General features: G+C 73.3%; 26 protein-coding genes and 1 riboswitch. Of the genes, 15 read left to right on the top strand and 11 right to left on the bottom strand.

Features of this window, described 5'->3' with window-relative positions:
• On the bottom strand, positions 1-798 hold the full coding sequence (locus ACWDYJ_RS02235; RefSeq protein WP_451563534.1) for an acetoacetate decarboxylase family protein: 798 nt from the start codon (positions 796-798) through the stop codon (positions 1-3).
• A 141-nt stretch (positions 799-939) separates the two neighbouring features.
• On the opposite strand from ACWDYJ_RS02235, the gene ACWDYJ_RS02230 reads away from it, so the two are divergent.
• The 6 genes from ACWDYJ_RS02230 to ACWDYJ_RS02205 all read left to right on the top strand — a co-directional run bounded on the left by ACWDYJ_RS02230 (position 940) and on the right by ACWDYJ_RS02205 (position 7370).
• Positions 940-1563, top strand: a complete 624-nt coding sequence (locus tag ACWDYJ_RS02230) for a TetR/AcrR family transcriptional regulator (protein WP_451563533.1) — start codon at positions 940-942, stop codon at positions 1561-1563.
• Positions 1564-1706: 143 nt separating this feature from the next.
• A complete protein-coding gene (locus tag ACWDYJ_RS02225; protein ID WP_451563532.1) occupies positions 1707-4322 on the top strand; it encodes an MXAN_6230/SCO0854 family RING domain-containing protein in 2616 nt (871 codons plus the stop codon).
• Positions 4323-4372: 50 nt separating this feature from the next.
• The gene (locus ACWDYJ_RS02220) at positions 4373-5347 is read left to right on the top strand and encodes a DEDDh family exonuclease (RefSeq protein WP_451563531.1); all 975 of its coding nucleotides are present in this window, start codon (positions 4373-4375) and stop codon (positions 5345-5347) included.
• 92 nt (positions 5348-5439) lie between these two features.
• Positions 5440-5673, top strand: coding sequence for a hypothetical protein (locus ACWDYJ_RS02215; protein ID WP_451563530.1), 234 nt, complete (start codon positions 5440-5442; stop codon positions 5671-5673).
• A gap of 145 nt (positions 5674-5818) precedes the next feature.
• Positions 5819-6604 carry an SURF1 family cytochrome oxidase biogenesis protein gene (locus tag ACWDYJ_RS02210; protein WP_451563529.1) on the top strand — a complete coding sequence of 262 codons (786 nt, stop codon included), beginning with the start codon at positions 5819-5821 and terminating at the stop codon, positions 6602-6604.
• A 10-nt stretch (positions 6605-6614) separates the two neighbouring features.
• Positions 6615-7370, top strand: a complete 756-nt coding sequence (locus ACWDYJ_RS02205; RefSeq protein ID WP_451563528.1) for an SDR family oxidoreductase — start codon at positions 6615-6617, stop codon at positions 7368-7370.
• A gap of 60 nt (positions 7371-7430) precedes the next feature.
• Here the strand turns inward: ACWDYJ_RS02205 and amaP are convergent, their stop codons facing one another.
• The 8 genes from amaP to ACWDYJ_RS02165 all read right to left on the bottom strand — a co-directional run bounded on the left by amaP (position 7431) and on the right by ACWDYJ_RS02165 (position 12829).
• Positions 7431-7997, bottom strand: a complete 567-nt coding sequence (gene amaP, locus ACWDYJ_RS02200; RefSeq protein WP_451563527.1) for an alkaline shock response membrane anchor protein AmaP — start codon at positions 7995-7997, stop codon at positions 7431-7433.
• Complete coding sequence (locus ACWDYJ_RS02195; RefSeq protein WP_451563526.1) at positions 7994-8575, bottom strand: DUF6286 domain-containing protein; 582 nt, start codon at positions 8573-8575, stop codon at positions 7994-7996. The genes amaP and ACWDYJ_RS02195 overlap by 4 nt, the downstream gene beginning before the upstream one ends.
• Positions 8572-8952, bottom strand: a complete 381-nt coding sequence (locus tag ACWDYJ_RS02190) for a hypothetical protein (protein ID WP_451563525.1) — start codon at positions 8950-8952, stop codon at positions 8572-8574. The genes ACWDYJ_RS02195 and ACWDYJ_RS02190 overlap by 4 nt, the downstream gene beginning before the upstream one ends.
• A 7-nt stretch (positions 8953-8959) precedes the next feature.
• Positions 8960-9157: a hypothetical protein gene (locus ACWDYJ_RS02185; protein WP_451563524.1), complete on the bottom strand. Its 198-nt coding sequence runs from the start codon at positions 9155-9157 to the stop codon at positions 8960-8962.
• 17 nt (positions 9158-9174) lie between these two features.
• The gene (locus ACWDYJ_RS02180; protein WP_451563523.1) at positions 9175-9606 is read right to left on the bottom strand and encodes an Asp23/Gls24 family envelope stress response protein; all 432 of its coding nucleotides are present in this window, start codon (positions 9604-9606) and stop codon (positions 9175-9177) included.
• A gap of 113 nt (positions 9607-9719) precedes the next feature.
• Positions 9720-10499 (bottom strand): enoyl-CoA hydratase/isomerase family protein, encoded by a 780-nt coding sequence (locus tag ACWDYJ_RS02175; protein WP_451563522.1) that lies wholly within the window; start codon positions 10497-10499, stop codon positions 9720-9722.
• 147 nt (positions 10500-10646) lie between these two features.
• Positions 10647-10868: a helix-turn-helix domain-containing protein gene (locus ACWDYJ_RS02170; protein ID WP_007263382.1), complete on the bottom strand. Its 222-nt coding sequence runs from the start codon at positions 10866-10868 to the stop codon at positions 10647-10649.
• Positions 10869-11230: 362 nt separating this feature from the next.
• Complete coding sequence (locus ACWDYJ_RS02165; RefSeq protein WP_451563521.1) at positions 11231-12829, bottom strand: ABC-F family ATP-binding cassette domain-containing protein; 1599 nt, start codon at positions 12827-12829, stop codon at positions 11231-11233.
• 278 nt (positions 12830-13107) lie between these two features.
• Between ACWDYJ_RS02165 and ypfJ the strand changes: the two genes are divergently transcribed.
• Positions 13108-13998 (top strand): KPN_02809 family neutral zinc metallopeptidase, encoded by an 891-nt coding sequence (gene ypfJ / locus ACWDYJ_RS02160; RefSeq protein ID WP_451563520.1) that lies wholly within the window; start codon positions 13108-13110, stop codon positions 13996-13998.
• A 60-nt stretch (positions 13999-14058) separates the two neighbouring features.
• Positions 14059-14454: a VOC family protein gene (locus ACWDYJ_RS02155; protein WP_451563519.1), complete on the top strand. Its 396-nt coding sequence runs from the start codon at positions 14059-14061 to the stop codon at positions 14452-14454.
• Positions 14455-14531: 77 nt separating this feature from the next.
• On the opposite strand, the gene ACWDYJ_RS02150 is transcribed toward ACWDYJ_RS02155, so the two are convergent.
• Both ACWDYJ_RS02150 and ACWDYJ_RS02145 read right to left on the bottom strand, forming a co-directional pair.
• Positions 14532-15983 (bottom strand): hypothetical protein, encoded by a 1452-nt coding sequence (locus tag ACWDYJ_RS02150; RefSeq protein ID WP_451563518.1) that lies wholly within the window; start codon positions 15981-15983, stop codon positions 14532-14534.
• A 117-nt stretch (positions 15984-16100) separates the two neighbouring features.
• Entirely contained in the window at positions 16101-17231 is a 1131-nt protein-coding gene (locus ACWDYJ_RS02145) for an alpha/beta hydrolase family protein (RefSeq protein WP_451563517.1), read from the bottom strand.
• 320 nt (positions 17232-17551) lie between these two features.
• Here ACWDYJ_RS02145 and ACWDYJ_RS02140 point away from each other — a divergent pair, with 320 nt between their 5' ends.
• The 7 genes from ACWDYJ_RS02140 (at position 17552) to ACWDYJ_RS02110 (ending at position 26165) form a co-directional block, all read left to right on the top strand.
• Complete coding sequence (locus ACWDYJ_RS02140) at positions 17552-18832, top strand: anion permease (protein ID WP_451563516.1); 1281 nt, start codon at positions 17552-17554, stop codon at positions 18830-18832.
• Positions 18833-18872: 40 nt separating this feature from the next.
• A complete protein-coding gene (locus ACWDYJ_RS02135) occupies positions 18873-19094 on the top strand; it encodes a hypothetical protein (protein ID WP_451563515.1) in 222 nt (73 codons plus the stop codon).
• Positions 19095-19259: 165 nt separating this feature from the next.
• A riboswitch (cobalamin riboswitch) is annotated at positions 19260-19413 on the top strand.
• A 37-nt stretch (positions 19414-19450) separates the two neighbouring features.
• Positions 19451-20410 (top strand): cobalamin biosynthesis protein, encoded by a 960-nt coding sequence (locus tag ACWDYJ_RS02130; RefSeq protein WP_451563514.1) that lies wholly within the window; start codon positions 19451-19453, stop codon positions 20408-20410.
• Positions 20407-21927 carry a cobyric acid synthase gene (locus ACWDYJ_RS02125; protein WP_451563513.1) on the top strand — a complete coding sequence of 507 codons (1521 nt, stop codon included), beginning with the start codon at positions 20407-20409 and terminating at the stop codon, positions 21925-21927. Before ACWDYJ_RS02130 ends, ACWDYJ_RS02125 begins: the two co-directional genes overlap by 4 nt.
• 58 nt (positions 21928-21985) lie before the next feature.
• Positions 21986-24151 (top strand): putative cobaltochelatase, encoded by a 2166-nt coding sequence (locus tag ACWDYJ_RS02120; RefSeq protein ID WP_451563512.1) that lies wholly within the window; start codon positions 21986-21988, stop codon positions 24149-24151.
• Positions 24151-24750 carry a cob(I)yrinic acid a,c-diamide adenosyltransferase gene (gene cobO / locus ACWDYJ_RS02115; protein WP_030829610.1) on the top strand — a complete coding sequence of 200 codons (600 nt, stop codon included), beginning with the start codon at positions 24151-24153 and terminating at the stop codon, positions 24748-24750. Before ACWDYJ_RS02120 ends, cobO begins: the two co-directional genes overlap by 1 nt.
• Positions 24744-26165, top strand: coding sequence for a cobyrinate a,c-diamide synthase (locus ACWDYJ_RS02110; protein WP_451563511.1), 1422 nt, complete (start codon positions 24744-24746; stop codon positions 26163-26165). Before cobO ends, ACWDYJ_RS02110 begins: the two co-directional genes overlap by 7 nt.
• Positions 26166-26179 lie beyond the last annotated feature (14 nt).

Genomic DNA, 26179 nt, shown 5'->3' with positions numbered 1-26179 from the left:
TCAGACGCTCCTCTCGGGCGGCCCGTCCAGGATCTGCATCGGGTCGTCGTAGCGCTGGTGGATGTAGGGGAGCAGGGCCTGGGCGCTGACCCGCTCGACGGCCTTGCCCTTCTGGTCGGTGGTCTTCTCGCCGATGGTGATCTCCACGATCCGGCGGACGGGGAGGTCGGCGACGGGGTCGAACATGGACTCGCGCAGAACAATGTCACCCGTGATGTGTTCGAGTTTTCGGACCTTCTCGTTGCGCGTGCAGTGCACGAGCACCGGGTCCCCGTCGAAGCCCGAACCGTCCACGGCCGGGAGGAACTTGAAGTAGAAGTCCGTCTTCCGGGCCGGCTCGGGCAGCGGCAGCGCGCGGTCCACCGCCCCGCGCACCTCGACGAAGGCGATCCCGTGCCGGGCGAGGGCGGCCCGTACGACGAGTCCGTCGCGCTCGACGGTGACCTCGCCCAGCTTCTTCGGCTCGCCGAAGACCTCACGGCCGCCGATCAGGGCGCGCTCGTGGGTCATCGGCATGACCAGCGGGTACCAGCCCTCGACGCCGCCGTGCCGGGCGGCGACGGCCACCGAGCCGGCGCCGAGCGGGTAGCCGGGCAGGTCGACCTTGCTGATGTTGGCCCGTACGAGGGGCCGTTCGGCGGGCTTGAGCGGCGGAGGAAGGACCGCCGCCACCACGTCCGGGTCGCTCTCCCAGACCGCGACCACCCCGGTGGACCAGATGTCGGGGAGCTGGGAACTCTTCTCGCGCGACGCCGCGATCTCGGCCTCGGTCCGCGCTCCGTACCGTACGCGTGCCATGACTCGCACCACCCTTCAGGGAGCCCCTCCCAGCGGTGGCCGGGGGGCGGTTCTGTAACACAGTTACACCGACGCCGATGAAGGGTAAAGACCCATGCGCCCAATGGAACTGACGTAACGACAGATCGGCGGCCCCGACGCATGGCGAGGAACGCGCTGACCCGCGAGGAGGTGCTGGACGCGGCCGGATCCCTGGTCAAGCGGCACGGTCCGGCCGGCCTCACCATGCGGGGGCTCGCCGCCGAGCTGGGCACGGCCGTGACCTCCATCTACTGGCACGTCGGCAACCGCGAATCGCTGCTCGACGCCCTCGTGGAGCGGACCGTCGAGGAGTTGGGCGAGATCCGGCCGGTCGGCCGGAGCCCTGCCGACCGGATCCTCTCGGTGGCCCGGACGCTGCGCCGCGACCTGGGGACGCGCCCGCACCTGATCGCGATGGTCCACGAGCGCGGGCTCACCGAGCGGATGTTCCTGCCCGCCCAGCAGGCGCTCGTGCACGAGGTGCACGCCGCCGGACTGCGTGGGGCGCGCGCCGCCGACGCGGTGCGCGCCATCCAGTTCCAGATCGTCGGCTTCCTCCTCGTCGAGCGCAATCGCGAACGCTCCCCCGCGCAGTCCCCGGGCGAGGGGGAGCTGTGGGATCCGTCCACCGCCCCGCACGACCCGGCGCTCGCCCGCGCGCTGGCCCGTCCGCCCGACGCGGAGCGGCTGTTCCTGCTGTCCGTGCGGGCCCTGGTCGCGTCCCTGCTGGCGGTGGGCGGGTAACCGGTTGCCGAAGCGCGTGGGCTCGTGATGAGATCTGCCGTGCGGGGGCGGCTCCGCGGCGTGCATCCTTCTCCTTCTTCCAATGAAATCCGCGCGCCCACTCTCCGCTCCCGCTTTTCCGTACGCGGAGGGGAACCACAGCTGTGTCTGCCATCGAGTCCGTCCTGCTGCGCCGGCTCCGTATCGTCTACGTCGACCAGCCGCCCGCCGCCGCCTCACCCGGTACCGAGGGCGTACGGCCCCTGGAGGGCGAGCTCCTGGAGCGCGGCCACGCGCTGAGCCCGGAGCTGCACGCGGCGCTTTCCGTGCTCGCGCCGACCGACCTGGCCGAGGAGCGCCTGCGGCTGCTCGCCGCGGTGGACGAGGTGATGGGCTCCGACCGGGTACACAAGCCGCTCTTCCGCCGCTTCCCCTTCTCCGTGCTGCGTGACACTGAGGGGTGGTATGTCAACCGCGTCTTCGCCCTGCTGCTCCAGGAACCCGCGCAGCCGTGCGTGCTCTGCGGCGAGAACGGTACGGTCCACCCCGTCTCCCCCTGCGCCCATCTCGTGTGCCGCTCCTGCTGGGACGGCGCCGACTACACCGGCTGCCCCGTCTGCCACCGGCGGGTCGACCCGGCCGACCCCTTCCTGCGTCCCGGCCACGACGGCAAGGCAGCCCGAGCGGCCGAGAATCTGCCCGCCGGCCCGCTGCGGTTGCTGCGGCTCGGCACCGACGTGGCGGGCGACTGCGCGGAGCTGCTCGCCACGCTGCTCGCCCGTGTGACCCCGCTCTCCCCCCAGGACCGCGAGGACCTGGCCGTCCTGCTGCCCGCCGCTCCGGCGGACCCCCGGTGGCTGCCCGCGGAGATCCCGGTACGGGAGACCAAGGCGCTGGTCGTCGGATCGCTGCTGCCGCGCGCCACGGAAGTCGCCCCTCTGCTCAGGCTGTTGACCACCGCCACCGATGTACTGCGGCTGCTCGCCGTGCTCTCGGACGGCGAGGCGGGTCTGCTACCGCCGCCCGCCCGGTTCACGAGCCTGGACCGGTCCCTGCGCCGGGAACTGCTCGGCCTGCTCGACGCGTTGCCCACGGAGAACCTGGTCGAGGACGTCCTGCGGCACCCGGTCGCCTGGAAGCGGGCCGCGCGGACCCTGCACCCCTTCGAGCAGCACGCCCGGCACCCGCGGGCCGCGCTGGCCTTCGCCGTGCTGCGTGGCACTGCGGTGTCACCTGTCACACCGTTCGGTGCTGCGCTACTGAAAACCGCCGCCGCACACCCCGACGCCGTACGCGTCGACGGTGACCGGATCCGGCCCACCACCTGGGCCGGCCGGCTTGAGCGGACGCTCGCCCGAGGCGACGCGGCGGCCGCCGCGTCGCTGGCCGGACAGCGCCCGGGGGAACTCGTACGCCGTCTCGACCACCTCCTGCGCCTGCAGCCGGGCGAGGAACTCCTCCCCGAACTGGAGAAAGCGCTCGTGCGCGGGCTGCCCAAGGTGAGCGCGGGCCCGCTGCTGTCCGCGCTCGGCGCCCTGCGCGTCCGCGCCGACGACCGCACCGGCTCCCGCCGGGTCTTCTTCCCGCGCGGGCAGGTCGCCTCCGCCCAGTCGGTGGCCGAGGCGCGCCCGCCACTGCCCGGCCCGCTCGTCACGTCCGTCGTGGCGCTGCTGGAGGGCGAGGTGCTGAACCGGTTCGCGCGGGCCGGCGCCGAGGAGAACCCGTACGACCTGGCCGTCCTCGACTCGGGGCTGGCGGACCTCACCGTGCCGTTCGCAGAGCGTACTGCCGCCCGGTCCCTGGTGGCCGTACCGCGCGGCAGTACGCAGACCCTGCCCGAGGGCGAGATTCTGCGGCTGTTCCTGCACTGGACCGAGCCGCCCGGCAACCGCACCGACCTGGACCTCTCGGTCGCCTTCTTCGACGCCGACTGGAACTTCACCGGACTCTGCGACTACACCAGCCTCACGCACGGGCCGGCCGGGGCCGCCACGCACTCGGGCGACCTCACCTCGGCGCCGGGTCCCGCGGGAGCCACGGAGTACGTCGACCTCGACCTCGCCGCGCTCGCGCGCCACGGGGACGTGTACGCGGCCCCGCTGGTGTTCAGCTTCAACAACGTGCCCTTCGACGAGCTCCCCGACGCCTTCGCGGGCTTCATGGCCCTGCCCTCCGACGGCCCGCGGGGATCCTCGTACGACCCCCGCACCGTGCGCCAGCGCTTCGACCTGGCGGGCGAGTCGCGGGTGTGCATGCCGATGGTGGTGGACCTGGCCGCCCGCCGGGCCCTGTGGACGGACGTCCATCTGCCGCCGTCGGAGGGCTTCCAGAGCATCGCCTCGCACGGGGACGAGCTGGCCGTCGTGGCGTGCGACGTCTGGGAGCACTTCGGTTCCGGGACCCGCACGACCCTGTGGGACCTCGCGGTGTGGCGGGCGGCGGCCCGGACCCGCGAGGTGGCCGTCGTACGCCGGGCACCGGTGCCCGGTCTGCTCGACGAGCTGAGGCTGTACCGGGCGCGGGAAGGTGAGCGGCCGGCCGCTTTCGCCGCCCGCGTCGCCGCCCTGGAGCCTCCGGAGACCCGGCTGCCCTGCGCGGACGCGGACGCGGAGGCAGCCGAACTCGCGGCGGGCAGGCGGGTGTTCCTGGCGCTGGTGCACGCGAGCGTGGCGCCGTCCGGGGCTCGCGGGACGGCGTACCGGCTCTTCCCGGGGACGGCCGAGGCACCCGAACCCTTCGTCCGGGTGAGCGCCGGGGACCTCGTGGCGGAGCTGGCCTGAAAGGGCATCGGGGCAACGGCTGTCAGTCGGGGCCGATATCCTCTGTGACCATGCTCGACGACCGTACGACCGCAGACACGACGTGGCCGACCGCGTACCCACAGGGGTACGCGGTCGTCGACGTGGAGACGACCGGGCTCGCTCGCGACGACCGGATAGTGTCCGCAGCCGTCTACCGGCTCGACGCGCAGGGCAATGTGGAGGACCACTGGTACACCCTGGTCAATCCGCGCCGCGATCCGGGACCGGTCTGGATCCATGGCCTGACCACCGCGATGCTCTCCGACGCGCCGCTCTTCGAGGACATCGCCGAGGAGTTCGCCGGGCGGCTCGCGGACCGTGTGCTCGTCGCGCACAACGCCATCTTCGACTGGCAGATGATCGCCCGGGAGTACGCGCGGGCCTCCGCGGCCGCGCCGGTCCGTCAGCGGCTGTGCACCATCGCCCTGTCGAAGGAGCTCAACCTCCCGCTGCCCAACCACAAGCTGGAGTCGCTCGCGGCGCACTACGGCGTCGTCCAGCAGCGCGCCCACCACGCGCTCGACGACGCCCGGGTGCTGGCGGAGGCCTTCCGTCCGTCGCTGCACGCGGCCGCCCGGGACGGCGTACGGCTGCCCCTGCTGGAGTGCCGTCCGCTGACGGAGTGGTCGGACTCCCCCGCCGCTCCCCGGGTCGGCTACCAGGCCTCGTACGGGGGCGGCGGCAGCTGGCGGGCCTCGCGCAAGCGGCCGCCGTGCCCGCACCCGAACCCGGGGCGGTACGAGGACGGCAAACCGCTCAAGCAGGGCATGCGGATCGCCTTCTCGGGTGACACGTCGGTGGACCGGGAGCTGCTGGAGGACCGGGCGGTGGAAGCGGGGCTGCACGTCGCGACGAGTGTGTCGCGGCTCACCAGCCTGCTGGTGACGAACGACCCGGATTCGGCGACCTCCAAGATGGTCAAGGCCAAGTCCTTCGGCACGCCGGTCGTCGACGAGGCCGGCTTCACCCAGCTCCTGCGGGACGTGGCCGCCGCGGGGGACTGAGCCGCCCGCGCGTTGCTCCGGCCGGGTGCAGGCTGGGCGACTCACCAGGGTTGATCTTGTTCCGGCGCTCCGCCCTGCGGAGCATGCGGCGCATGGCACGTTGTGAGGTCTGCGGAAACGATTACGGCATGTCCTTCGAAGTGCGCGCGCAGGGCGCGGTGCACGTCTTCGACTGCTTCGCCTGCGCCATCCACCGCATGGCGCCCGTCTGCGAGCACTGCCGGGTCCCGATCATCGGACAGGGCGTCGAGGCCGAGGGGCAGTGGTACTGCGGCGGGCACTGCGCCCGCGCCGAGGGGAAGGTGGGCATCGTCGACCACGTCTGACCCCGGAGCCCGATCCGCCCACCCCGATCGCCCACCCCGATCCCCCATTCCGACCCCCCATTCCGATCCCCCGCCCGAGCTCCACCGACCCCGGAGGCCCCACCCGGCCGCCGGGGTCCTCGCCGCTGGGGGTACCGTCGTGGGCGTGTACCGCTTTGTGCTGACCCGGCAGTGGGTGTGCCTCACCCTCATCGCCCTCGCCCTCATCCCCGCGATGATCAAGCTGGGGTTCTGGCAGTTCCACCGCCATGAGCACCGGGTCGCCCAGAACGAGCTGATCGCGAAGAACCTGTACGCGCGGCCGGTACCGATGACCGAGGTCACCTCGCCCGGGCACACCGTCCCGAGGAACGACTACTGGCGCGCCGTCACCGCCACCGGCACCTACGACTCCGCCCACGAGGTGGTCGTACGGATGCGGACCTCGAACGACGACAAGGTCGGCTTCCACGTCGTGACCCCGCTCGTGCTGGGCGACGGCCGGGCCGTGCTGGTCAACCGGGGCTGGGTGGCGGGGGGCGCTGACCCCAGGGCCTACCCGCAGGTGCCGGCCGCGCCCGCCGGCGAGGTGACGGTCACCGGCCGGCTGAAGGCGGACGAGACGAGCGGCGGCAGCGGGATCAAGGACCGCAAGGGGCTGCCCGACCGCCAGGTGATGCTGATCAACAGCGTCCAGCAGACGCGGTACGCGGGCAGGCCCATTCTCGGCGGATACCTGGAACTCACCGCTCCGGTCCCGCCGGAGGGCAGCCCCGAGCCGGTGGGCGAACCGGACCACGACTCGATCGGCGCGCACATGGCGTACGCCGTCCAGTGGTGGCTGTTCGCGTCCGGTGTGCCGGTGGGCTGGGTGATCCTGGTCCGCCGGGAGAAGCGGGACCGCCAGGAGGCCGCGGCGAAGACCGTGTCGCCGGAGCCCGCTTCGGCGTAGCGTGGCCCGTATGGATCTTGGATTGAAGGACCGCGTCTACGTCGTCACCGGAGCCACCCGCGGGCTCGGCTTCGCCACCGCGAGGGAACTGGCCGCCGACGGGGCGAAGGTCGTGTTGACGGGCCGCGACGAGAAGCGGGCGGTGGAAGCCGCCGCCTCGCTCGGCCCGGACGTGGTGGGTGTCGCGGCGGAAAACGCCGACCCCGCGGCGGCGGCCCGGCTCGTGGCCACCGCCAAGGAGCGCTTCGGCCGCTTCGACGGCATCCTCGTCAGCGTCGGCGGCCCGCCCCCGGGCAGCGCGGCGGACAACACCGACGAGCAGTGGACGGCGGCCTTCGAGTCGGTGTTCCTGGGCGCGGTCCGCCTCGCCCGGGCGTCGGCCGCCGAACTGGGCGCGGGCGGGGTCATCGGCTTCGTGCTGTCGGGGTCGGTCCACGAGCCGATCCCGGGCCTGACCATCTCCAACGGCCTGCGGCCGGGGCTGGCGGGCTTCGCGAAGTCCCTGTCGGTGGAGCTGGGCCCGCGCGGGATCCGCGTGGTCGGGCTGCTGCCGGCCCGGATCGACACCGACCGGGTGCGCGAGCTGGACGCGATGTCGGGCGACGTGGACACCGCCCGCGCGGGGCACGAGTCCCGCATCCCGCTGCGGCGGTACGGGACTCCCGAGGAGTTCGGCCGCACGGCGGCGTTCCTGCTCTCCCCTGCGGCGTCCTACCTGACCGGCGTGATGCTCCCGGTCGACGGCGGCTCCCGGCACGGCTTCTGACCCCTGCCCCGGCCGGCCGGCGGCCGACGCCTGGGCGAGGCGGACCGCGCCCAGAGCTCCCTACGCCACGCGCCGGGCGGGGTGGGACGTCACGTACAGCCGGGCCTCCAGGGGGAGTTCGGCCAGGCCCGCCGAGGTGCGGGCGTGGGCCAGGACCGGTCCCGCGAGCGCGGCCAGCGCATCGGCGGGGACGGCGTGCGGCTCCAGTTCCAGCGCGACCCGCAGGATCGGGGAGCCCCGCCGTCCCCGCAGCGCGACCCGACAGCGCGCGACCCCGTCCAGCGCCCCCACCTCGGCCGCCACCGCCGATTCCAGGGCGCGCCCCCGCAGCAGTGCGAAGGCCCCGTCGCCGGTGTCCACCTCCAGCGCGGCCGGCCGCGAGCTGCGAAGCTGCTTCAGCAGCCACCACAGCGCGAGCAGCACGCACAGTGCGAGCCCGGCGAGCAGCGCCCACCACCACCAGCCCTCCGCGTGCCAGTACCGGCTACGGGTCTCGGCCTTGAGCAGCGGCGCGTGCCGGCCGCCCAGCGGCCACGACGCGGCCAGCACCGAGACCCCGGCCGCGAGCAGCACCAGTCCGGCCACCGCCAGCAGGCTCCGGTTCACCACCCCGAGCACGGCGTTCACCTCCTGACCCGGACCCGAGGCCGCGGCGGGTGCGCGAGGCCCAGTTCCTCGATGCCGACGGCGATCACCGCGTCCAGGTCGGCCCGTACGTCGTCCAGTTCGCGGAAGTGCGAGGTGGCCCGTACGCCGATGTGGGAACGGCCCACCTTGACGCGGACCGACCGCACACCGGACACCTCCATGGCCCGGTCGCGCAGCACCAGCTCGGCCGCCTTCCGCCCGAGAGCGGCCCGTACGCCCGCCCCGTCGTCCGCCTCCGGCGGCGGCGTCCGCATCGGCAGCAGTCCGCGCATGCCGGGGGCCAGCGCCAGCAGCAGGAGCAGCGCCCCGGCTGTCGCGAGGATCCCGCCGCCCAGCAGCACGCTCGCGTCGGCCGGGGTGTGGCGCTCCAGTTGGCGGGCCAGTTCCCGCCGCCACCGCATTCCGGGGCGGTCGGCGCGTACCGCCGCCAGGTCGTAGAGGAACAGCCCCGCGACCGCCAGCACCACCAGCGCGGTGAGCCCGGCCGGAATGCGCCGGGCGGACCGCAGCCGGACGGACCGCGGTCGGCCGGACCGCGGTCGGCCGGGAGCCGTCACCGCAGCCGCCGGTCCCGACCGGCGGGGACCGGCCGGGTGAGGGCCTGTGGGGCAGTGGTGGCGTGCAGCCGCTCGATGTCGACGTCGACCTCGGGTACCGCCATCCCGGCGTACTCCTCGACCCGGAGGGCGACCTGGCGGCGTACGGCCGCGCACTGGGCGCCGAGGTCGGAGGGGTAGGCGAGTTCAAGGCTCACATGTACCCGTGCAATGTCATGGTGCACGGTGACGGTCGCGTGCGGCACCTCCCCCACCACGACGGCGAGCGCCTCCCGGGCGGCCTGGGCCGCGATCTTGGCCACGACCCGGTCGGCGATACGGGTGGCCCCCCGGTCGGCGGCCGGCACGCGGGGCGGGGTCGCCCGCGGCGTACCCATCGCCGGCTCACCCACGCCGGTCGTCGCGGCCGCGGGGACGGGGACGGAACAGGTCGCCGGGCTCCAGGTCCCCGTCGAGGAACCGGCCCACGACGAAGCCGATGGCGCCGAGCGACGCCACCAGCAGAAAGGCCCCGAAGCCGCCGAAATAGCCGGCGAACCCCAGCGCCATGCCGGCCAACAGGCCGACGACCGCCATGCTCATTGCGTGGCTCCTCTCGGCTAATGAAGCCGGGACTCCGGTTCCTCGTCCTCCTCGTCGGGCAGCTTGACGTCGCTGACCGCGATGTTGACCTCGACGACCTCCAGGCCGGTCATCCGCTCGACCGCCGAGACGACGTTCTCACGGACCGCCCGGGCCACCTCCCGGATCGACACGCCGTATTCGACGACGATCTCCAGGTCGAGGGCCGTCTGGACCTCGCCGACCTCCGCCTTGACCCCGCGGCTGACACTGCTCCGCGCCCCGCCGGGGACCCGGTCGCGGACGGCGCCGAAGGTACGGGACAGCTGGCTGCCGCTGCCCATGGCGTGGACGCCGACCACCTCGCGGGCCGCGAGTCCGGCGATCTTCTCCACCACCCCGTCGGCGATGGTGGTGCGGCCCCGGTCTGCGGGGTCCTTGGCGGAGCCCCCTGATGCGGATTCGGTCATCGCCCGTCCTTCGGAGAGGAAGCCGTGGGAAGAGGAAGCGCGCTTCGTGGTGTGGAACTCCATCCACCGTAAGCGCGCATCCCCGCCGCCGCGCCGGGACTACGCCGACTGGTTCAGTCGGAGAGCCCCGCCAGGTCGCGCAGGCGCCGCCCCTGCGCCGCGCGCTCGGCGGTGCGCTGGTCGTCGTAGGGCCGGGACGTGGCATCGCGCAGCAGCGCCTTGGTCTCGATCACGGCATCGCGCGGCGGAGCGAGCAGCGCCGTGGTGAGGTCCTGGACGGCGGCGTTGAGTTCGTCCGCCGGAACCACCAGGTTGGCCAGGCCCACCCGCTCGGCCTCCTCGGCATGCACGAAGCGGCCCGTGGCGCAGATCTCCAGCGCGCGGGCGTATCCCACCAGCGCGGTCAGCGGCTGGGTGCCCCCCAGGTCGGGGACCAGGCCCAGGCTGGTCTCGCGCATGGCGAACTGCACGTCGTCCGCGACCACCCGCAGGTCGCACGCGAGCGCGAGCTGGAAGCCGGCGCCGATCGCGTGCCCCTGTACGGCGGCGACGGAGACGATGTCGTTGCGCCGCCACCAGGTGAATGCCTCCTGGTACTCGGCGATGGTGGAGTCGAGCAGTTCGTCGGAACCGCGCGCCAGGTCGAGGAAGGACGGCTCACCCTCGAAACCCTCCGGGGTGAACGCCTGCCGGTCGAGCCCCGCGGAGAAGGACTGGCCCTCACCACGCAGCACGACGACCCGGACGGTGCCCGGCAACGCCTGTCCAGCCTCGGCCAACGCCCGCCAGAGCGCGGGGGACTGAGCGTTTCGCTTGGCCGGATTGGTCAGTGTCACCGTGGCGACCGTGTCGTCGATGGTGAGCCGTACGCCGTCCTTGTCGAGCAGAGCCATCTGGTGCCTCCGGTGTGCAGTCGGCCGCATGCTCGGCCTAAGTGACTGCACAGTAACCACCCGGTCGACCGGATGGCCGGCCGGGGGTCACCGAAGAAACCGTGCCTGGGAACAGATCCGGCACCAGCCTCGGCCTCACGGCCAGGGTCAGGCCGCAGCCGCCTTCTTGCCGCGCGTCGCGCCACCGCGACCACGCAACGTGACTCCGGATTCGCTGAGCATCCGGTGGACGAATCCGTAGGACCGGCCGGTCTCTTCGGCCAGCGCCCGGATACTCGCACCGGAGTCGTACTTCTTCTTCAGGTCTGCCGCGAGCTTGTCGCGCGCGGCGCCGGTTACCCGGCTGCCCTTCTTCAGAGTCTCGGCCACCCGTGCCTCCTCATGGGAAGTGCGCTCTGGACTTCTCATGATCACCCCTCCCCGGCTTCCTGGCCACCCATTCAGCAAGGTCGGTACGACGGCATTTCCCGAGCAGTGGACACCCGAGCAGAACGGAATCTTCTCTTCCGCTGCATGACCTCCGTCACACTTCTCCGCCGCCGAGGGGAATCACCAGGTCAGGGGCCGGACGCCGGAGACAAGCGACCCCGGTCACGCATCCGTGCGGATGCGGCCGGGGTCGTCGAACAGCGCGCGACGGTACGAGACCGTCTCACTCAGATGATGGATCACGCCTGAGCCGAATGATCCATAAGGAACTGGATCACCCTTACCGGATCACCGGGCATCACTCAGGCGAGGGCGACCAGGTCCCGGTAGTCCGGGCCCCACAGGTCCTCGACCCCGTCCGGGAGCAGGATGATCCGCTCGGGCTCCAGCGCCTCCACGGCGCCCTCGTCGTGGGTGACGAGGATGACCGCGCCCTTGTACGTGCGCAGCGCGCCGAGGATCTCCTCGCGGCTGGCCGGGTCGAGGTTGTTCGTGGGCTCGTCGAGGAGCAGCACGTTCGCCGAGGAGACGACCAGCGTGGCCAGGGCCAGGCGGGTCTTCTCACCGCCGGAGAGCACGCCCGCCGGCTTGTCCACGTCGTCGCCGGAGAAGAGGAACGAGCCGAGGGTCTTGCGTACGGAGACCAGGTCCAGGTCGGGCGCGGAGGAGCGCATGTTCTCCAGGACCGTGCGCTCCGGATCGAGCGTCTCGTGCTCCTGGGCGTAGTAGCCGAGCTTGAGGCCGTGGCCGGGGGTGACCTGGCCGGTGTCGGGCTTCTCGGTGCCCGACAGCAGGCGCAGCAGGGTGGTCTTGCCGGCGCCGTTGAGGCCGAGGATGACCACGCGCGAGCCCTTGTCGATGGCGAGGTCGACGTCGGTGAAGATCTCCAGCGAGCCGTACGACTTCGACAGGCCCTCGGCGGTCAGCGGGGTCTTGCCGCAGGGCGCCGGGTCCGGGAAGCGCAGCTTGGCGACCTTGTCGGAGACGCGGACGGCGTCCAGGCCGGACAGCAGCCGCTCGGCCCGCTTGGCCATGTTCTGCGCGGCGACCGTCTTGGTGGCCTTGGCGCGCATCTTGTCGGCCTGCGAGTTCAGGGCCGCGGCCTTCTTCTCGGCGTTCTGGCGCTCGCGCTTGCGGCGCTTCTCGTCGGCCTCGCGCTGCTGCTGGTAGAGCTTCCAGCCCATGTTGTAGACGTCGATCTGGGAGCGGTTGGCGTCGAGGTAGAAGACCTTGTTGACGACCGTCTCGACCAGGTCGACGTCGTGGGAGATCACGATGAAGCCGCCGCGGTAGTTCTTGAGGTAGTCGCGCAGCCAGACGATCGAGTCCGCGTCGAGGTGGTTGGTGGGCTCGTCGAGGAGGAGGGTGTCGGCGTCCGAGAAGAGGATCCGGGCGAGTTCGACACGGCGGCGCTGACCACCGGAGAGGGTGTGCAGCGGCTGGCCGAGCACCCGGTCGGGCAGGCCGAGGGCGGCCGAGATGGTGGCGGCCTCCGCCTCGGCGGCGTATCCGCCCTTGGTCAGGAACTCGGTCTCCTGGCGTTCGTACTGCTTCATGGCCTTGTCGCGGGTGGCACCCGCGCCGGAGGCGATGCGCTCCTCGTTGGCGCGCATCTTCTTGAGCAGTACGTCGAGTCCGCGCGCGGAGAGGATCCGGTCGCTGGCGAGGATGTCGAGGTCGCCGGTGCGCGGGTCCTGCGGCAGGTAGCCGACCTCACCGGAGCGGGCGATGGAGCCGGCGGCGGGCTGTCCCTCGCCCGCGAGGCACTTGGTGAGCGTGGTCTTGCCGGCTCCGTTGCGGCCGACGAGGCCGATGCGGTCACCCTTGGCGACGCGGAAGGAGGCCGACTCGATGAGGACGCGGGCGCCGGCGCGCAGCTCGATGCCGGTGGCGGTGATCACGGAAATACTCCAGGGCGGTGGGGACGGCGGAAGAAGGGGGGCAGGACGCGTTGCTTCTACGCCGCTAATCCGCGAGGAGATTTGCCATGGGACCCATTCTACCGGGGCTGCGCAACTACTTTGTGGGCGCCCGGCGCTCCGGGCGCCCGGCTCCGCGTCCCCCGTTCGGCCCATGGATCACACGGGGCAGCCGGGGGGCGTACCTGGATGAACGGGTTGATACTCACCGCAGGGCCGGACACCCGGCCCTTGTTCCACGCATGGAGGGCGGTGCGGGTATGCAGTTCGACGACAACGCCAATCTGGACACTTCCGAGGTCAAGGACGTGCGCGGCAGCCGCGTCCCGGGCGGGAAGGCCACGATCGGCGGGGGCCTCGTCGGTCTGATCGCACTGGTCATGGCGCTGCTCTTCGGCGTGGGCCCCGAGCAGCTGGGCCTGTCCTCGGGGGACCCCGAGCCGGCCTCCACCGCCTCCTCGGCCGCCCAGGTGCAGCAGACCTGCCGGACCGGGCGGGACGCCAACACCCGCGAGGACTGCCGTCTCGTCGCTGTGGTCAACAGCACCCAGGATTTCTGGAGGCAGGAGTTCCAGCGGCGTCAGGGCCGGTACGGCCCGGCCCAGACCGTGTTCTTCACGAGCCGGGTGGGCACCGCCTGCGGGACGGCCACGTCGGCGGTCGGCCCCTTCTACTGCCCGGCCGACCGGCAGGTCTACCTGGACCTGGCCTTCTTCGGCGAACTGCGCTCGAAGTTCGGCGCGAGCGGCGGCCCCTTCGCCCAGGCGTACGTGATCGCCCACGAGTACGGGCACCACGTCCAGAACCTGACCGGGACGCTCCAGAAGGCCCAGGACGGGCGGCAGGGCGCCGACAGCAACGCCGTCAAGGTCGAGCTCCAGGCCGACTGCTACGCCGGGGTGTGGGCGAACAACGCGACGAGGACCCCGGACGAGTCCACCGGACGGCCGCTGATCTCCAGCCTCACCGACCAGGACATCAGGGACGGCCTGGACGCGGCGGCCGCGGTCGGCGACGACCGGATCCAGGAGAAGCTCCAGGGGCGGGTCACTCCGGAGTCCTGGACCCACGGCTCGGCCGAGCAGCGCCAGCGGTGGTTCTACCAGGGTTACCGGACGGGCGACATGGCCCAGTGCGACACCTTCCGCTGACTGTCGGTGGCGCCTGCCATGCTGTGACGTGGGTCACCGTCACGAGAGGGAGTGATCGTCATGGCAGGCGTTTCGTCCATCTGTCCCGCGCTGCTCTACCGCGATGCGAAGGCGGCCATCAAGCTGCTGACCGAGGCCTTCGGGTTCAGCCAGGTCGCGGTCTACGAGAGTGAGGACGGCTCGGTGATGCACGCCGAGCTGGCGTACGGCAACGGCGTGGTGATGCTGGGGAGCAAGGGCAGAGGCGGGGTATTCGACAAGGTCATGGGCGACGCGGGGCCCGCGGGGGTGTACGTCGTCGTGGACGACGTCGACGCCCACCACCGGCGGGCCGCCGAGCACGGGGTGGAGATCCTGATGGAGCCCACCGACCAGGACTACGGGTCCCGCGACTACATGGCCCGCGACGGCGAGGGCAACGTCTGGAGCTTCGGGACGTACGCGCCGCAGGGCTGACCCCCGCGGCCGGGCCGTCCGTGCGCCTGACCGTGCGGCCGCCGTCGGCTCGGCCGCACGGTGGTCCGTACGGGTGACTACGCGCCGCCCGTGTGGACCTGGAAGGCCGCGCGGCGGACCGCCTTGGCCAGGGCGGGGTCCGGATGGGCGGCGGCCAGCGCGACCAGCACCTGCACCGTGCGCGGGTGGCCGACCGCGCGGACCTCGTCCAGCAGCCGCGGGACGGTGGTGCGCACGGCGGAGTCGAGGTGGCGGGCGAGCAGGTCGGCCTCGCCGTGGTCGGCGATGGCGGCGGCCGTGTCCACCCAGAGCCAGGTCGACTCCTCGCGGGTCAGCACGTCCTGCGCCTCGTCCGGGTCGACCCCGTCGTGCTCGGCGAGCCAGAGCAGGGCGTAGGGCCGCAGCGCGGGGTCGCGCACCGCTGCGCGCACCTCGCGCTCGGCGGGAGCGCCCACCACGCGCAGGGCCTCGAAGGCCAGGCCGCGCAGCAGGGCGTCCTCGCCCCGGGCGGCGTGGAGCAGTTCGCTGACGGCGTGGCCGACGGGCCGGGCGGCGAGCCAGGCCTGGTACTCGGCGCGGGCGGGTCCGGGGGTGAGGCGGGCGCAGCCGTGCAGCATCGCGGCGGCGGACTGCTCGATGTTCCCGGCCGGGCTCTGCGCGGCGACGCAGATCTGCTCCAGCTTGACCCAGACGGCCCAGCTGCCGAGCGGGGTGAGGGTGGCCCGCGCGGGGCCGAGGGTGACGGCGTCCACGGCGGCCAGACCACCGAGCGCCCAGCGCAGCAGCCGGGCGAGGGGAAGCGGCCGTGTCTCGGCGGCGCCTGCCGCGGCCGCGCCCTGCGGGGCGTCCGCCTCGGAGGCGTCTACCGCCGGGGGCTCCGCGTCGTACGGGACCTCGCACCGCTCGTCGCGCAGTTCGGTGACGCGCTGGCCGAGGAGGTCCAGCAGGTCCGGGACGGTCACGGGACCGGCGGACAGCTGGAGCAGCGAGAGGAGTTGAGGCATCGCCTCGACCACCTCGGCGACGGCCGCGGGGGCGATGTCGGCGGGGGCGGGGTGGACGAGCGACCAGGCGTCGAAGAGCGCGACCCAGCCGCGCAGTACGGCGGTGTCGTCGCGGTCCCAGGCGCGCAGCCGCCAGCCGGGCCGGGCGTGGCCGCCGTGCACCTCGACGAGGCCGGCGAGCCGGGCACGGTCCCAGCCGACACGGATCTGACCGGGTGTCAGGCCCAGTTGGGCGGCGGCCCGTTCGGTGTCGGCGAAGGGCAGCGCACCCGCCGGGGCGGGTCGTCCGCCGTCGCCCGCTCCGAGGTGCAGCTCGGCCCAGCGGGCCAGCCGTACCGCGTCGGCGAGGGAGGCGCGAGCCCGGGTCGCCAGGTCTGCCGGGGCGGGGGTGCCCGCCGGAGGCCGGGGGGCCGGCCGGGTTCGCCGGTCGGTCACCGCCTTGCGCGCCGTGGCCACGGAGCGCGGGGAGACGAGTCGGAGTCTGGAGTCGCGAGCCAACTGCTCATCAGGCTTTCGGGACGTCACGGAAGCAGTCTTGCCCGTCACTGGCCGAAAGCCCAAACGGAACCGGTCGTTTCCACAGGTCAGAGGGCGGACGGACCGGGACAATCCACCCACCCCACTCCCTCCCGTACAGCCCCTTCACATGAGAGGGATCAGGAAGCGGCGCATCGCCTCCTCGTAGCGGTCGGGATCGGCGTTCCACATCGCCCCGTGCGGGGCGTCCCGGACGGTCTGCAGGGTGACGAGGTCGGGCCGGGCGGCGGCGAGCCGGCGGGACGGCTCCCAGGGGGCGAGCGTGTCGTCCGGCCCGTGGAAGATCAGGAGGGGGACGCGCAGCTCGCCCGGCTCCGCGCCCGGCGGACGGCGGTCGGCGCGCAGCCCCGCGCGGCCCTCGGCGGCGCGGACCGCGAGCGGAAGGAGCGCGGCCGGGACACGGCGGGAGGCGGCGAGGGCGCGCAGGGTGGCGTGCCAGTCCAGCACGGGCGAATCCAGCACGAGCCCGGAGATCCGGGCGGCCAGGGCCGAGCGCTCGACGGCGTGCAGGGCCATGGTGGCCCCGGTGGACCAGCCGTGCAGGATCACGCGCCGGGCTCCGTAGCGCAGGGCGTAGCGGATGGCGGCGTCCAGGTCCCGCCACTCCGACTCGCCGAGGTGGCCGACTCCGTCGGGAGGGGCCGGGGCGCCGAGGTCGCCCCGGTAGCCGAGGTCGAGGACGGGGAAGCGGTGGCGGTGCAGGAAGGGCATGACCACCATCGGGTGCTCGCGACTGGCGCCGAGCCCGTGCACGGTGATCACCCAGGTGTCCCGGGCGGCGGGCACGAACCAGGCGGGCAGCGGGCCGAGCTCGCCGGGGACGTCCACGTCGGCGTGGTCGAGGCCGAGGGCGGTGCGCGGGTTGCCCAGGTGGACCTGGGGGGTGAGCGTGACACGGGTGCCGGGGTCGAGGCTGCCGTGGGTGACGGCGAGGAGGCGACGTACGACGGTGTCGGGTTCATGGGGGACGTCGGCGAGGACGGGGCCGACCACCGCGTGCACTCCCGGCGCGTCCAGCCCGTAGGTACCGGGGCGCAGGGACGCCGCCGAGCGGGTCAGCACGACCCGTCCCGCGGCGGTGGAGTGGACGCTGAGCCGGGGGCCGCCGCGCAGGGGGCGGCCCGGTTCGGGGCGCAGGGCGACGTCGGCGGCGTACCGGCCGGCCGCGACAGCGGCTGCTCCGGCACCGATCAGGGTCGTGGTGACGGCCGCTGCCGTCACTGTGGCGGTACGCACCGCTCCAGTGTCGAGGCGCGGGGGCGGACGGGCCACCGGAGGAGATCGTTCCGGGCGGGGCGGCGAAGAGGCGGTCCGGAGGTGATCTGGGTCTCCTTCGGGGTCCACCGGGGCGGGCCTCCGCACCGGAGGTCCCGGGTGGAGCGGTTCATTCACCCGGCTTTGACGTGCATTAATCGATGGATCTACGGCAGAATCGGGACGAAGGTCCCGATCGCGCGCCGAGGGGGGACACCATCGCGCCCCACTCAGTTCACCTTCCGTTCATCCAGATTGCCTACGGTCGCCGAGCCACTGACGTCAAACAGAAGCCTGGGTAAATGGAGCACATAACGCTTCTCCTCGGGATCGTGATCATTACCGCTCTCGTGTTCGACTTCACGAACGGTTTCCACGACACGGCCAACGCGATGGCCACCACCATCTCGACCGGCGCCCTCAAGCCCAAGACTGCGGTGGCGATGTCCGCCGTGCTGAACCTCGTCGGCGCCTTCATGTCCGTGGAGGTCGCCAAGACGATTTCCAAGGGCCTGGTCAACGAGGAAGGCATCCAGCCAGAAGTGATCTTCGCCGCCCTGGTCGGCGCGATCCTCTGGAATCTCGTCACCTGGCTGGTCGGACTTCCTTCCAGCTCCTCCCACGCCCTGATGGGCGGCCTGATCGGCGCCGCGGTGGCCTCGGCCGGCATCGGCGCGGTCAACGGCAGCGTCGTCGTCACCAAGGTGCTCATCCCGGCGATCGCCGCTCCGCTCGTGGCCGGCCTGGCCGCGCTGCTGGCAGCCAAGATCACGTACAAGCTCGGCAACAGGGTCGGCGAGAAGACCTCCGCCAAGGGCTACCGCACCGGTCAGATCGCCTCGGCCGGTCTCGTCTCCCTCGCGCACGGCACCAACGACGCGCAGAAGACGATGGGCATCATCACGCTGGCGCTCATCGCCGGGAACGCCCTGCCGGCCGGCGCCAACCCGCCGGTGTGGGTCATCGTCTCCGCCGGTCTGGCCATCGCGATGGGCACCTACCTGGGCGGCTGGCGCATCATCCGCACCATGGGCAAGGGGCTCACCGACCTTCAGCCGCAGCAGGGCTTCGCCGCCCAGACCTCGGCCGCCAGCGTCATCCTGGCCTCCTCCAGCCTCGGCTTCTCCCTCTCCACCACCCACGCGTGCTCCGGTGCGGTCATGGGTGCGGGCCTGGGCCGCAAGGGCGGCGTGGTCCGCTGGTCCACCGCCACCCGGATGTTCATCGCCTGGGGCCTGACCCTGCCGGCCGCCGCTCTGGTCGCCGCCGGTGCCGAGCTGGTCATGCGCAGCGGTGACATCGGCGTCGCGGCCGTCACGGTCTTCCTCGTGGCCTCCTGCGTGGCCATCTGGTTCATCTCGCGCCGTCAGGTCATCGACCACCACAACGTCAACGACGTGGAGCCGGTCACCGGGGACACCGCGGCCGAGCAGCCCGGTGTCGTCACCACGGCCATGGCCATGGTCGCCGTCCCGCCGGCCACCGTCGCGGCCGGTACGACCGCCGCCGTGACCGACGAGGACCTCAGGGCGACCATCCCGGCCGCCACGACCACTCCGGCGGCTCCGGCCGCCGCGGTCTGACCGAGACATACAGAGACCGAGACATTCAGAAAGCGGCAGTATGAAGATCGACTGGGCAGCACTCGGCTCCGTCTTCGGGGTCAGCCTCACCGCCACCGTCGCGCTCGTGGCCCTCTTCACGCTGGGCCTGGTGGGCCTCTCCAAGCACGAGGCCGCCACCGAGCAGGGCGGGGCCGCCACCCTGGCCCGCAGCGGCGCCTACGCCTGCTTCGCGCTCGTCGCGGGGGCCGTCGCGTACGGGATCTACCTGATCGTCAGCTGAGACGCCACAGGTGAAAGCTCCTTCCGGTTCTTCCGGAGGGAGCTTTCGCATGCCCGGCGCGCGTTCTCACGGCCCGCGTTCTCACGGCGGGGCGACGGCGGGGCGACGGCGCGGTGACCGCGGGCCGACGGCGAGTCAGCGCCAGGTCAACGGCAAGTTGACGGGCGTTCTCGGTGCGTGGTGGACTGCCCGAGCCAATACGGCGGCATGGAGAGGAAGTCCGGTGCGAATCCGGCGCGGTCCCGCCACTGTCACCGGGAAGCGCACGCGGTGCGTGCGCCCCGGGAGCCAGGAACTCTCGCCGCCGGACACGTCGAACCAGGGCGCGGACCCTGAGTGAGGACATACCTGCCACCATGCGTGCCGATCGCGTTTTCGCGTACGGCGCCACGGCGGGCCTGATCGGCGACCGGATCCTCGGGGATCCGCGCCGAGGGCACCCCGTGGCCGCCTTCGGACGAGCCGCCGCCGCTGTCGAACGCGCCCTGTGGCGCGACGACCGCGCCCGGGGCGTCCTCCATACCCTGGTGTGCGCGGGGGGCGCGGCCGCCGTCGGCGCGCTGGGCGCCCGCGCCGTGCGCTCCCGGCCCGCGGCCACCCGTATCGCCCTGACCACCGTGGCCACCTGGGCCGTGGTCGGGGGCACCTCGCTCGGCCGGGAGGCCCGCGCCATCGGCGGGGCGCTCGCCGCCGGGGACGCCGAGGTGGCCCGGGAGCGGCTGCCGCACCTGTGCGGGCGCGACCCGCAGGCCCTGGACGAGCAGCAGATGGCGCGCGCCGTCGTGGAATCGGTCGCGGAGAACACCTCCGACGCCGTGGTCGGGGCGCTGGTGTGGGGAGCCGTCGCCGGGGTGCCCGGGCTGTTGGCCTTCCGCGCCGTGAACACCCTCGACGCCATGGTGGGCCACAAGTCGCCCCGCTACCTGCGCTACGGCTGGGCCTCGGCGCGGCTGGACGACCTGGCCGGCTGGCCGGGGGCACGGCTGACGGCGCTCGCCGCCGTGGTCGCCGGCCCCGACCGGCGGGGAGCCGTACGGGCCTGGCGCGCGGACGCCGCCGGGCACCCGAGCCCCAACGCCGGCCCGGTGGAGGCCTCCTTCGCCGGGGCGCTCGGCGTACGGCTGGGCGGGACGCTGGCGTACGGCGGGCGGGTCGAGCACCGGGCCGTGCTGAACGGTGAGGCGGGGCGGCCGGTGGAGGTCGCTGACATCGAGCGGGCGGTGCGGCTGTCGCGGCGGGTGACGTGGCTGGCACTGGCTTCATGTGTGACGTTGCGGTTTGCCATGTCACGGTGCACTCGGAGGGGGCGCGGATGAGCGGTGCGAAGCGCGGCGGCGGACTGCTGGTCGCGGGCACGACGTCGGACGCGGGCAAGAGCGTGGTCACGGCGGGCATCTGCCGCTGGCTGGCGCGCGAAGGCGTGAAGGTGGCCCCGTTCAAGGCGCAGAACATGTCGCTGAACTCGTTCGTGACGCGCGAGGGCGCCGAGATAGGCCGTGCGCAGGCGATGCAGGCCCAGGCGGCCCGCGTGGAGCCGACGGCGCTGATGAACCCGGTACTGCTCAAGCCCGGCAGCGACCGCAGCAGCCAGGTGGTGCTCCTGGGCAAGCCGGTGGGCGAGATGAGTGCGCGCGGCTACCACGGGGGTCGGCAGGAGCAGTTGCTCGGCATCGTCACGGACTGCCTGGAGCAGCTGCGGGGCACGTATGACGCCGTGATCTGCGAGGGGGCGGGAAGTCCGGCCGAGATCAACCTGCGCCGGACCGACATCGTGAACATGGGCATCGCGCGGGCCGCCCGCTTCCCGGTGGTCGTGGTGGGGGACATCGACCGGGGCGGGGTCTTCGCCTCCTTCTTCGGGACGACGGCGTTGCTGTCCCCCGAGGACCAGTCGCTGATCGCGGGGTACCTCGTGAACAAGTTCCGCGGCGACGTCACGCTCCTGGAGCCCGGAATGGAGATGCTGCGCGGCCTGACGGGCCGGGCGACGTACGGGGTGCTGCCCTTCCAGCACGGCCTCGGCATCGACGAGGAGGACGGGCTGCGCGTCTCGCTGCGGGGCGCCGTACGGGAGTCGGTGGTGGCCCCGCCGGTCGGCGAGGACGTGCTGCGGGTCGCCGTGTGCGCGGTGCCGCTGATGTCGAACTTCACCGACGTCGACGCGCTCGCAGCCGAGCCGGGCGTGGTCGTGCGGTTCGTGGACCGGGCCGAGGAACTGGTCGACGCCGACCTGGTCGTCGTACCCGGTACGCGCGGCACCGTGAAGGCGCTGGCCTGGCTGCGGGAGCGGGGCCTCGCGGACGCGCTGGCCGCGCGGGCGGCCGAGGGGCGGCCGGTGCTCGGGATCTGCGGCGGTTTCCAGGTGCTGGGCGAGCGGATCGAGGACGAGGTGGAGTCGCGCGCGGGATCGGTGGACGGCCTCGGCCTGCTGCCCGTACGCGTGCGCTTCGAGCGGGAGAAGACCCTGGCGCGGCCGGTGGGCTCGGCGCTCGGGGAGCCGGTCGAGGGGTACGAGATCCACCACGGCGTGGCCGAAGTCCTGGGCGGCGAACCCTTCTTGGACGGGTGCCGCGTCGGCTCCGTGTGGGGGACGCACTGGCACGGCTCGCTGGAGTCGGACGGCTTCCGCCGGGCGTTCCTGCGGGAGGTCGCGACGGCGGCCGGACGGCGCTTCGTACCGGCGCCGGACACCTCGTTCGGGACGCTGCGCGAGGAACAGCTGGACCTGCTGGGCGACTTGATCGCCGAGCACGCCGATACCGATGCCCTGCTGCGGCTCATCGAGAAGGGCGCCCCGGTGGGGCTGCCCTTCCTGCCGCCGGGCGCCCCGTGACGGGCTGCGGCCGCCGGTCGTCAGCAAGCGACGCACTGTACGAAGGAGTGGACAACGCATGAGTACGCCCTACCCGTTCACCGCGGTGGTCGGCCAGGCCGACCTGCGGCTGGCGCTCCTGCTCAACGCCGTGAGCCCCGCGGTCGGCGGTGTGCTCGTGCGCGGCGAGAAGGGCACCGCCAAGTCCACCGCCGTGCGCGCGCTGACCGCGCTGCTGCCGCAGGTGGACGTCGTGCCCGGCTGCCGGTTCTCGTGCGCGCCCGGAGCGCCGGACCCGGCCTGCCCGGACGGCCCGCACGAGCCCGGTCCCGGCAGCGCCCGGCCCGCCCGCATGGTGGAGCTGCCCGTCGGCGCCTCCGAGGACCGCCTCGTCGGCGCCCTGGACATCGAACGGGCCCTGGCGGAGGGCGTGAAGGCCTTCGAGCCCGGCCTGCTGGCCGACGCGCACCGGGGCATCCTGTACGTCGACGAGGTCAACCTCCTCCACGACCACCTGATCGACGTCCTGTTGGACGCCGCCGCGATGGGCGCCTCGTACGTGGAGCGCGAGGGCGTCTCCGTGCGCCACGCCGCCCGCTTCCTGCTCGTCGGCACGATGAACCCCGAGGAGGGCGAGCTGCGGCCGCAGCTCCTCGACCGGTTCGGGCTGACCGTCGAGGTCGCCGCCTCCCGTGAGCCCGCCCAGCGCGTCGAGGTGGTCCGCCGCCGGCTCGCCTACGAGGACGACCCCGCGGGTTTCGCGACCCGCTGGGCCGGTGACGAACACGACGTGCGCGCCCGGGTCGTGGCCGCGCGTGCCCTGCTCCCGAAGGTCGCCCTCAGCGACAACTCGCTGCTCCAGATCGCCGCGACCTGCGCCGCCTTCGAGGTCGACGGCATGCGCGCCGACATCGTGATGGCGCGGACCGCGACCGCGCTGGCCGCCTGGGCCGGGCGCGGCGACGTCCGCAAGGAGGACGTACGGCAGGCCGCGCTGCTCGCGCTCCCCCACCGGCGGCGCCGCAGTCCGTTCGACGCGCCGGGGCTGGACGAGGACAAGCTCGACCGGATCCTGGACGGGTTCCCCGACGACCAGCCCGGGAACGACCCGGAACCGGAGCCCGACCCGGACACGGACGCGGACCCGGAGCCCGAGGGTCCGGACGACGGCGGTCCCGACGGGGGCGGCGGAGGGGTGCCCCCACAGCGCGGCGGACCCGAGGCGCCGCAGGCTCCCGAGACCCCTTCGCAGACCACGGAGACCACGGAGACCACCGACACCCCGGATTCCGGCGAGGCACCGGAGCCGCAGCCCGCCCAGGGCAACGGCGACGACGGCGGGGCGGGCGGCGCCGAGCAGGCCGCCGTACGGGCCTCCGAGCCGTTTCGGACCAGGATGCTCAGCGTGCCCGGCATCGGCGAGGGCGGCGCGGCCGGACGGCGTTCGCGCGCCCGCACGGCGCACGGCCGGACCACCGGAGCCCAGCGCCCCCGGGGCCAGCTGACGAAGCTGCACCTGGCGGCGACGATCCAGGCCGCAGCGCCCCACCAGCGGGCGCGCGGGCGCAGCGGGCGCGGTCTCGTCGTGCGCAAGGACGACCTGCGGCAGGCGACGCGGGAGGGCCGCGAGGGGAACCTCGTGCTCTTCGTCGTCGACGCCTCCGGCTCGATGGCCGCCCGGCAGCGCATGGGCGCGGTCAAGGGCGCGGTGCTGTCGCTGCTGCTCGACGCCTACCAGCGCCGGGACAAGGTCGGCCTGATCACCTTCCGCGGGGCGGCGGCCGAGCTGGCGCTGCCGCCCACCTCCTCGGTGGACGCGGCCGCGGCCCGGCTGGAGCGGCTGCCCACCGGTGGCCGCACCCCGCTGGCCGCCGGGCTGCTGAAGGCCCACGAGGTGCTGCGGGTCGAGCGGTTGCGGGATCCGTCGCGGCGGCCGCTGCTCGTGGTGGTCACCGACGGGCGGGCCACTTCGGCCGGGGGGCTCAAGGGGGATCCCCGTGAACTCTCGGACCGCGGCGCCCGGCTGCTCCAGGCCGACGGGGTCACCTCGGTCGTCGTCGACTGCGAGAGCGGGCCGGTCCGGCTGGGGCTGGCCGGCGTGCTGGCCGCCGCGCTCGGCGGGCCCGCCGTCACGCTGGACGGGCTGCGGGCCGACTCGCTGGCCGGACTCGTGAAGAACGTACGTACTTCCGTGACATCTCACGCATCACACAGCAATGTCAGCAGCAACAGGAGGGCCGCGTAATGCCGCAGGGACAGCCGTCCGTCGTCCCGGACGACGGACTCACGACGCGCCAGCGCCGTAACCGCCCGCTCGTCTTCGTCCACACCGGCCCCGGCAAGGGCAAGTCCACGGCCGCCTTCGGGCTGGCGCTGCGCGCCTGGAACCAGGGCTGGCCGATCGGGGTGTTCCAGTTCGTCAAGTCGGCGAAGTGGAAGGTCGGCGAGGAGAACGCGCTCAAGGTGCTGGGCGCCTCCGGCGAGGGCGGCTCCGTCGTCTGGCACAAGATGGGCGAGGGCTGGTCCTGGGTCCAGCGCGACGCACAGCTCGACAACGAGCAGGCCGCCAAGGAAGGCTGGGAGCAGGTCAAGCGCGACCTGGCCGCCGAGACGCACAAGCTGTACGTCCTCGACGAGTTCGCGTACCCGATGCACTGGGGCTGGATCGACGTGGACGAGGTGATCGAGGTGCTGCGCAGCCGTCCCGGGACCCAGCACGTGGTGATCACGGGCCGCAACGCGCCGGAGAAGCTCGTGGAGTTCGCGGACCTGGTGACCGAGATGACCAAGGTCAAGCACCCCATGGACGCCGGCCAGAAGGGCCAGAAGGGCATCGAGTGGTGACCTCGTGCACTGTGCCGCGGCTGGTCATCGCCGCGCCGTCCTCCGGCAGCGGCAAGACCACCGTGGCGACGGGCCTGATGGCGGCCTTCGCGGAGCGCGGCCTCGCCGTGTCCCCGCACAAGGCCGGGCCCGACTACATCGACCCCGGCTACCACGCGCTGGCCACCAGTCGGCCGGGGCGCAACCTCGACGCCTTCATGTGCGGGCCGGAGCTGGTCGCTCCGCTGTTCGCGCATGGGGCGGCCGGGTGCGACCTCGCCGTGGTCGAGGGCGTGATGGGCCTCTACGACGGGGCCGCGGGCCGGGGCGAGCTGGCGTCGACGGCGCAGGTGGCGAAGCTGCTGCGGGCGCCGGTGGTGCTGGTGGTGGACGCCTCCTCGCAGTCGCGGTCGGTGGCGGCGCTGGTGCACGGCTTCGCGTCGTTCGACCCCCAGGTGCGGCTGGGCGGCGTGATCCTGAACAAGGTGGGCTCCGACCGGCACGAGGTGATGCTGCGCGAGGCCCTGGAGGAGGCGGGCATGCCGGTGCTCGGCGTACTGCGGCGGGCTCCGCAGGTCGCGACGCCCTCGCGGCACCTGGGCCTGGTCCCGGTGGCCGAGCGGCGCGCCGATGCGCTGGCCGCTGTTTCGGCGTTGGCCGCACAGGTGCGGGCCGGCTGTGACCTGGAGGCCCTGCTGGCCCTGGCACGCACGGCGCCGGCATTGGCCTGCGAGGCCTGGGCTGCGGAGCGTGCCCTGGCGGGCACCCGGGGCTCCGCCCCGAACTCCGCGCCTCAAAGGCCGGACGGGCTGGGGCAGGGCCCCGGTTCACGACCGGTCATCGCCGTCGCGGGCGGGCCGGCGTTCACGTTCTCGTACGCCGAGCACGCGGAGTTGCTCACCGCCGCGGGCGCCGACGTCGTCACCTTCGACCCCCTCCGCGACGAGGCCCTCCCCGACGGGGCCACCGGCCTGGTGATCGGCGGCGGGTTCCCCGAGGTGTACGCGCCCGAGCTGTCCGCCAACGAGCCGCTCCGCAAGGCCGTGGCCGCCTTCGCCGCGGCCGGCGGGCCGGTGGCCGCGGAGTGCGCCGGGCTGCTCTACCTGGCCCGTTCCCTCGACGGGAAGCCGATGTGCGGGGTGCTCGACGCCGACGCGCGGATGTCGGAGCGCCTCACGCTCGGCTACCGCGAGGCGGTGGCGGTGTCGGACAGCGCGCTCGCCGCCAACGGCACCCGGCTGCGCGGGCACGAGTTCCACCGGACGGTGATCGAGCCGGGCTCCGGCGCCACGCCGGCCTGGGGGTTCACGCGTCCGGAGCGCCGGGTCGAGGGCTTCGTCCAGGACCAGGTGCACGCGAGCTACCTGCACACGCACTGGGCGGCGCAGCCGTCCGTCGCCCTCCGCTTCGCGCAAGCCGCGGCGCGGGCCCGGTGACGGCCCGGTGACGG

This window comes from Streptomyces sp. NPDC003042, from assembly GCF_053591315.1.
This window is presented reverse-complemented; position numbering and strand designations above follow the sequence as displayed.

Bases quoted from the DNA above. Each gene is read 5' to 3' on its own strand.
- ACWDYJ_RS02180 (WP_451563523.1), bottom strand. From the start codon at position 9,606: ATGACCGAATCCGCATCAGGGGGCTCCGCCAAGGACCCCGCAGACCGG.
- ACWDYJ_RS02235 (WP_451563534.1), bottom strand. From the start codon at position 798: ATGGCACGCGTACGGTACGGAGCGCGGACCGAGGCCGAGATCGCGGCG.
- ACWDYJ_RS02125 (WP_451563513.1), top strand. From the start codon at position 20,407: ATGAGCGGTGCGAAGCGCGGCGGCGGACTGCTGGTCGCGGGCACGACG.
- ACWDYJ_RS02215 (WP_451563530.1), top strand. From the start codon at position 5,440: ATGGCACGTTGTGAGGTCTGCGGAAACGATTACGGCATGTCCTTCGAA.
- ACWDYJ_RS02175 (WP_451563522.1), bottom strand. From the start codon at position 10,499: ATGGCTCTGCTCGACAAGGACGGCGTACGGCTCACCATCGACGACACG.
- ACWDYJ_RS02140 (WP_451563516.1), top strand. From the start codon at position 17,552: ATGGAGCACATAACGCTTCTCCTCGGGATCGTGATCATTACCGCTCTC.
- ACWDYJ_RS02130 (WP_451563514.1), top strand. From the start codon at position 19,451: ATGCGTGCCGATCGCGTTTTCGCGTACGGCGCCACGGCGGGCCTGATC.
- ACWDYJ_RS02205 (WP_451563528.1), top strand. From the start codon at position 6,615: ATGGATCTTGGATTGAAGGACCGCGTCTACGTCGTCACCGGAGCCACC.
- ACWDYJ_RS02135 (WP_451563515.1), top strand. From the start codon at position 18,873: ATGAAGATCGACTGGGCAGCACTCGGCTCCGTCTTCGGGGTCAGCCTC.
- cobO (WP_030829610.1), top strand. From the start codon at position 24,151: ATGCCGCAGGGACAGCCGTCCGTCGTCCCGGACGACGGACTCACGACG.
- ACWDYJ_RS02185 (WP_451563524.1), bottom strand. From the start codon at position 9,157: ATGAGCATGGCGGTCGTCGGCCTGTTGGCCGGCATGGCGCTGGGGTTC.
- ACWDYJ_RS02155 (WP_451563519.1), top strand. From the start codon at position 14,059: ATGGCAGGCGTTTCGTCCATCTGTCCCGCGCTGCTCTACCGCGATGCG.
- ACWDYJ_RS02190 (WP_451563525.1), bottom strand. From the start codon at position 8,952: ATGGGTACGCCGCGGGCGACCCCGCCCCGCGTGCCGGCCGCCGACCGG.
- ACWDYJ_RS02230 (WP_451563533.1), top strand. From the start codon at position 940: ATGGCGAGGAACGCGCTGACCCGCGAGGAGGTGCTGGACGCGGCCGGA.
- ACWDYJ_RS02220 (WP_451563531.1), top strand. From the start codon at position 4,373: ATGCTCGACGACCGTACGACCGCAGACACGACGTGGCCGACCGCGTAC.
- ypfJ (WP_451563520.1), top strand. From the start codon at position 13,108: ATGCAGTTCGACGACAACGCCAATCTGGACACTTCCGAGGTCAAGGAC.
- ACWDYJ_RS02120 (WP_451563512.1), top strand. From the start codon at position 21,986: ATGAGTACGCCCTACCCGTTCACCGCGGTGGTCGGCCAGGCCGACCTG.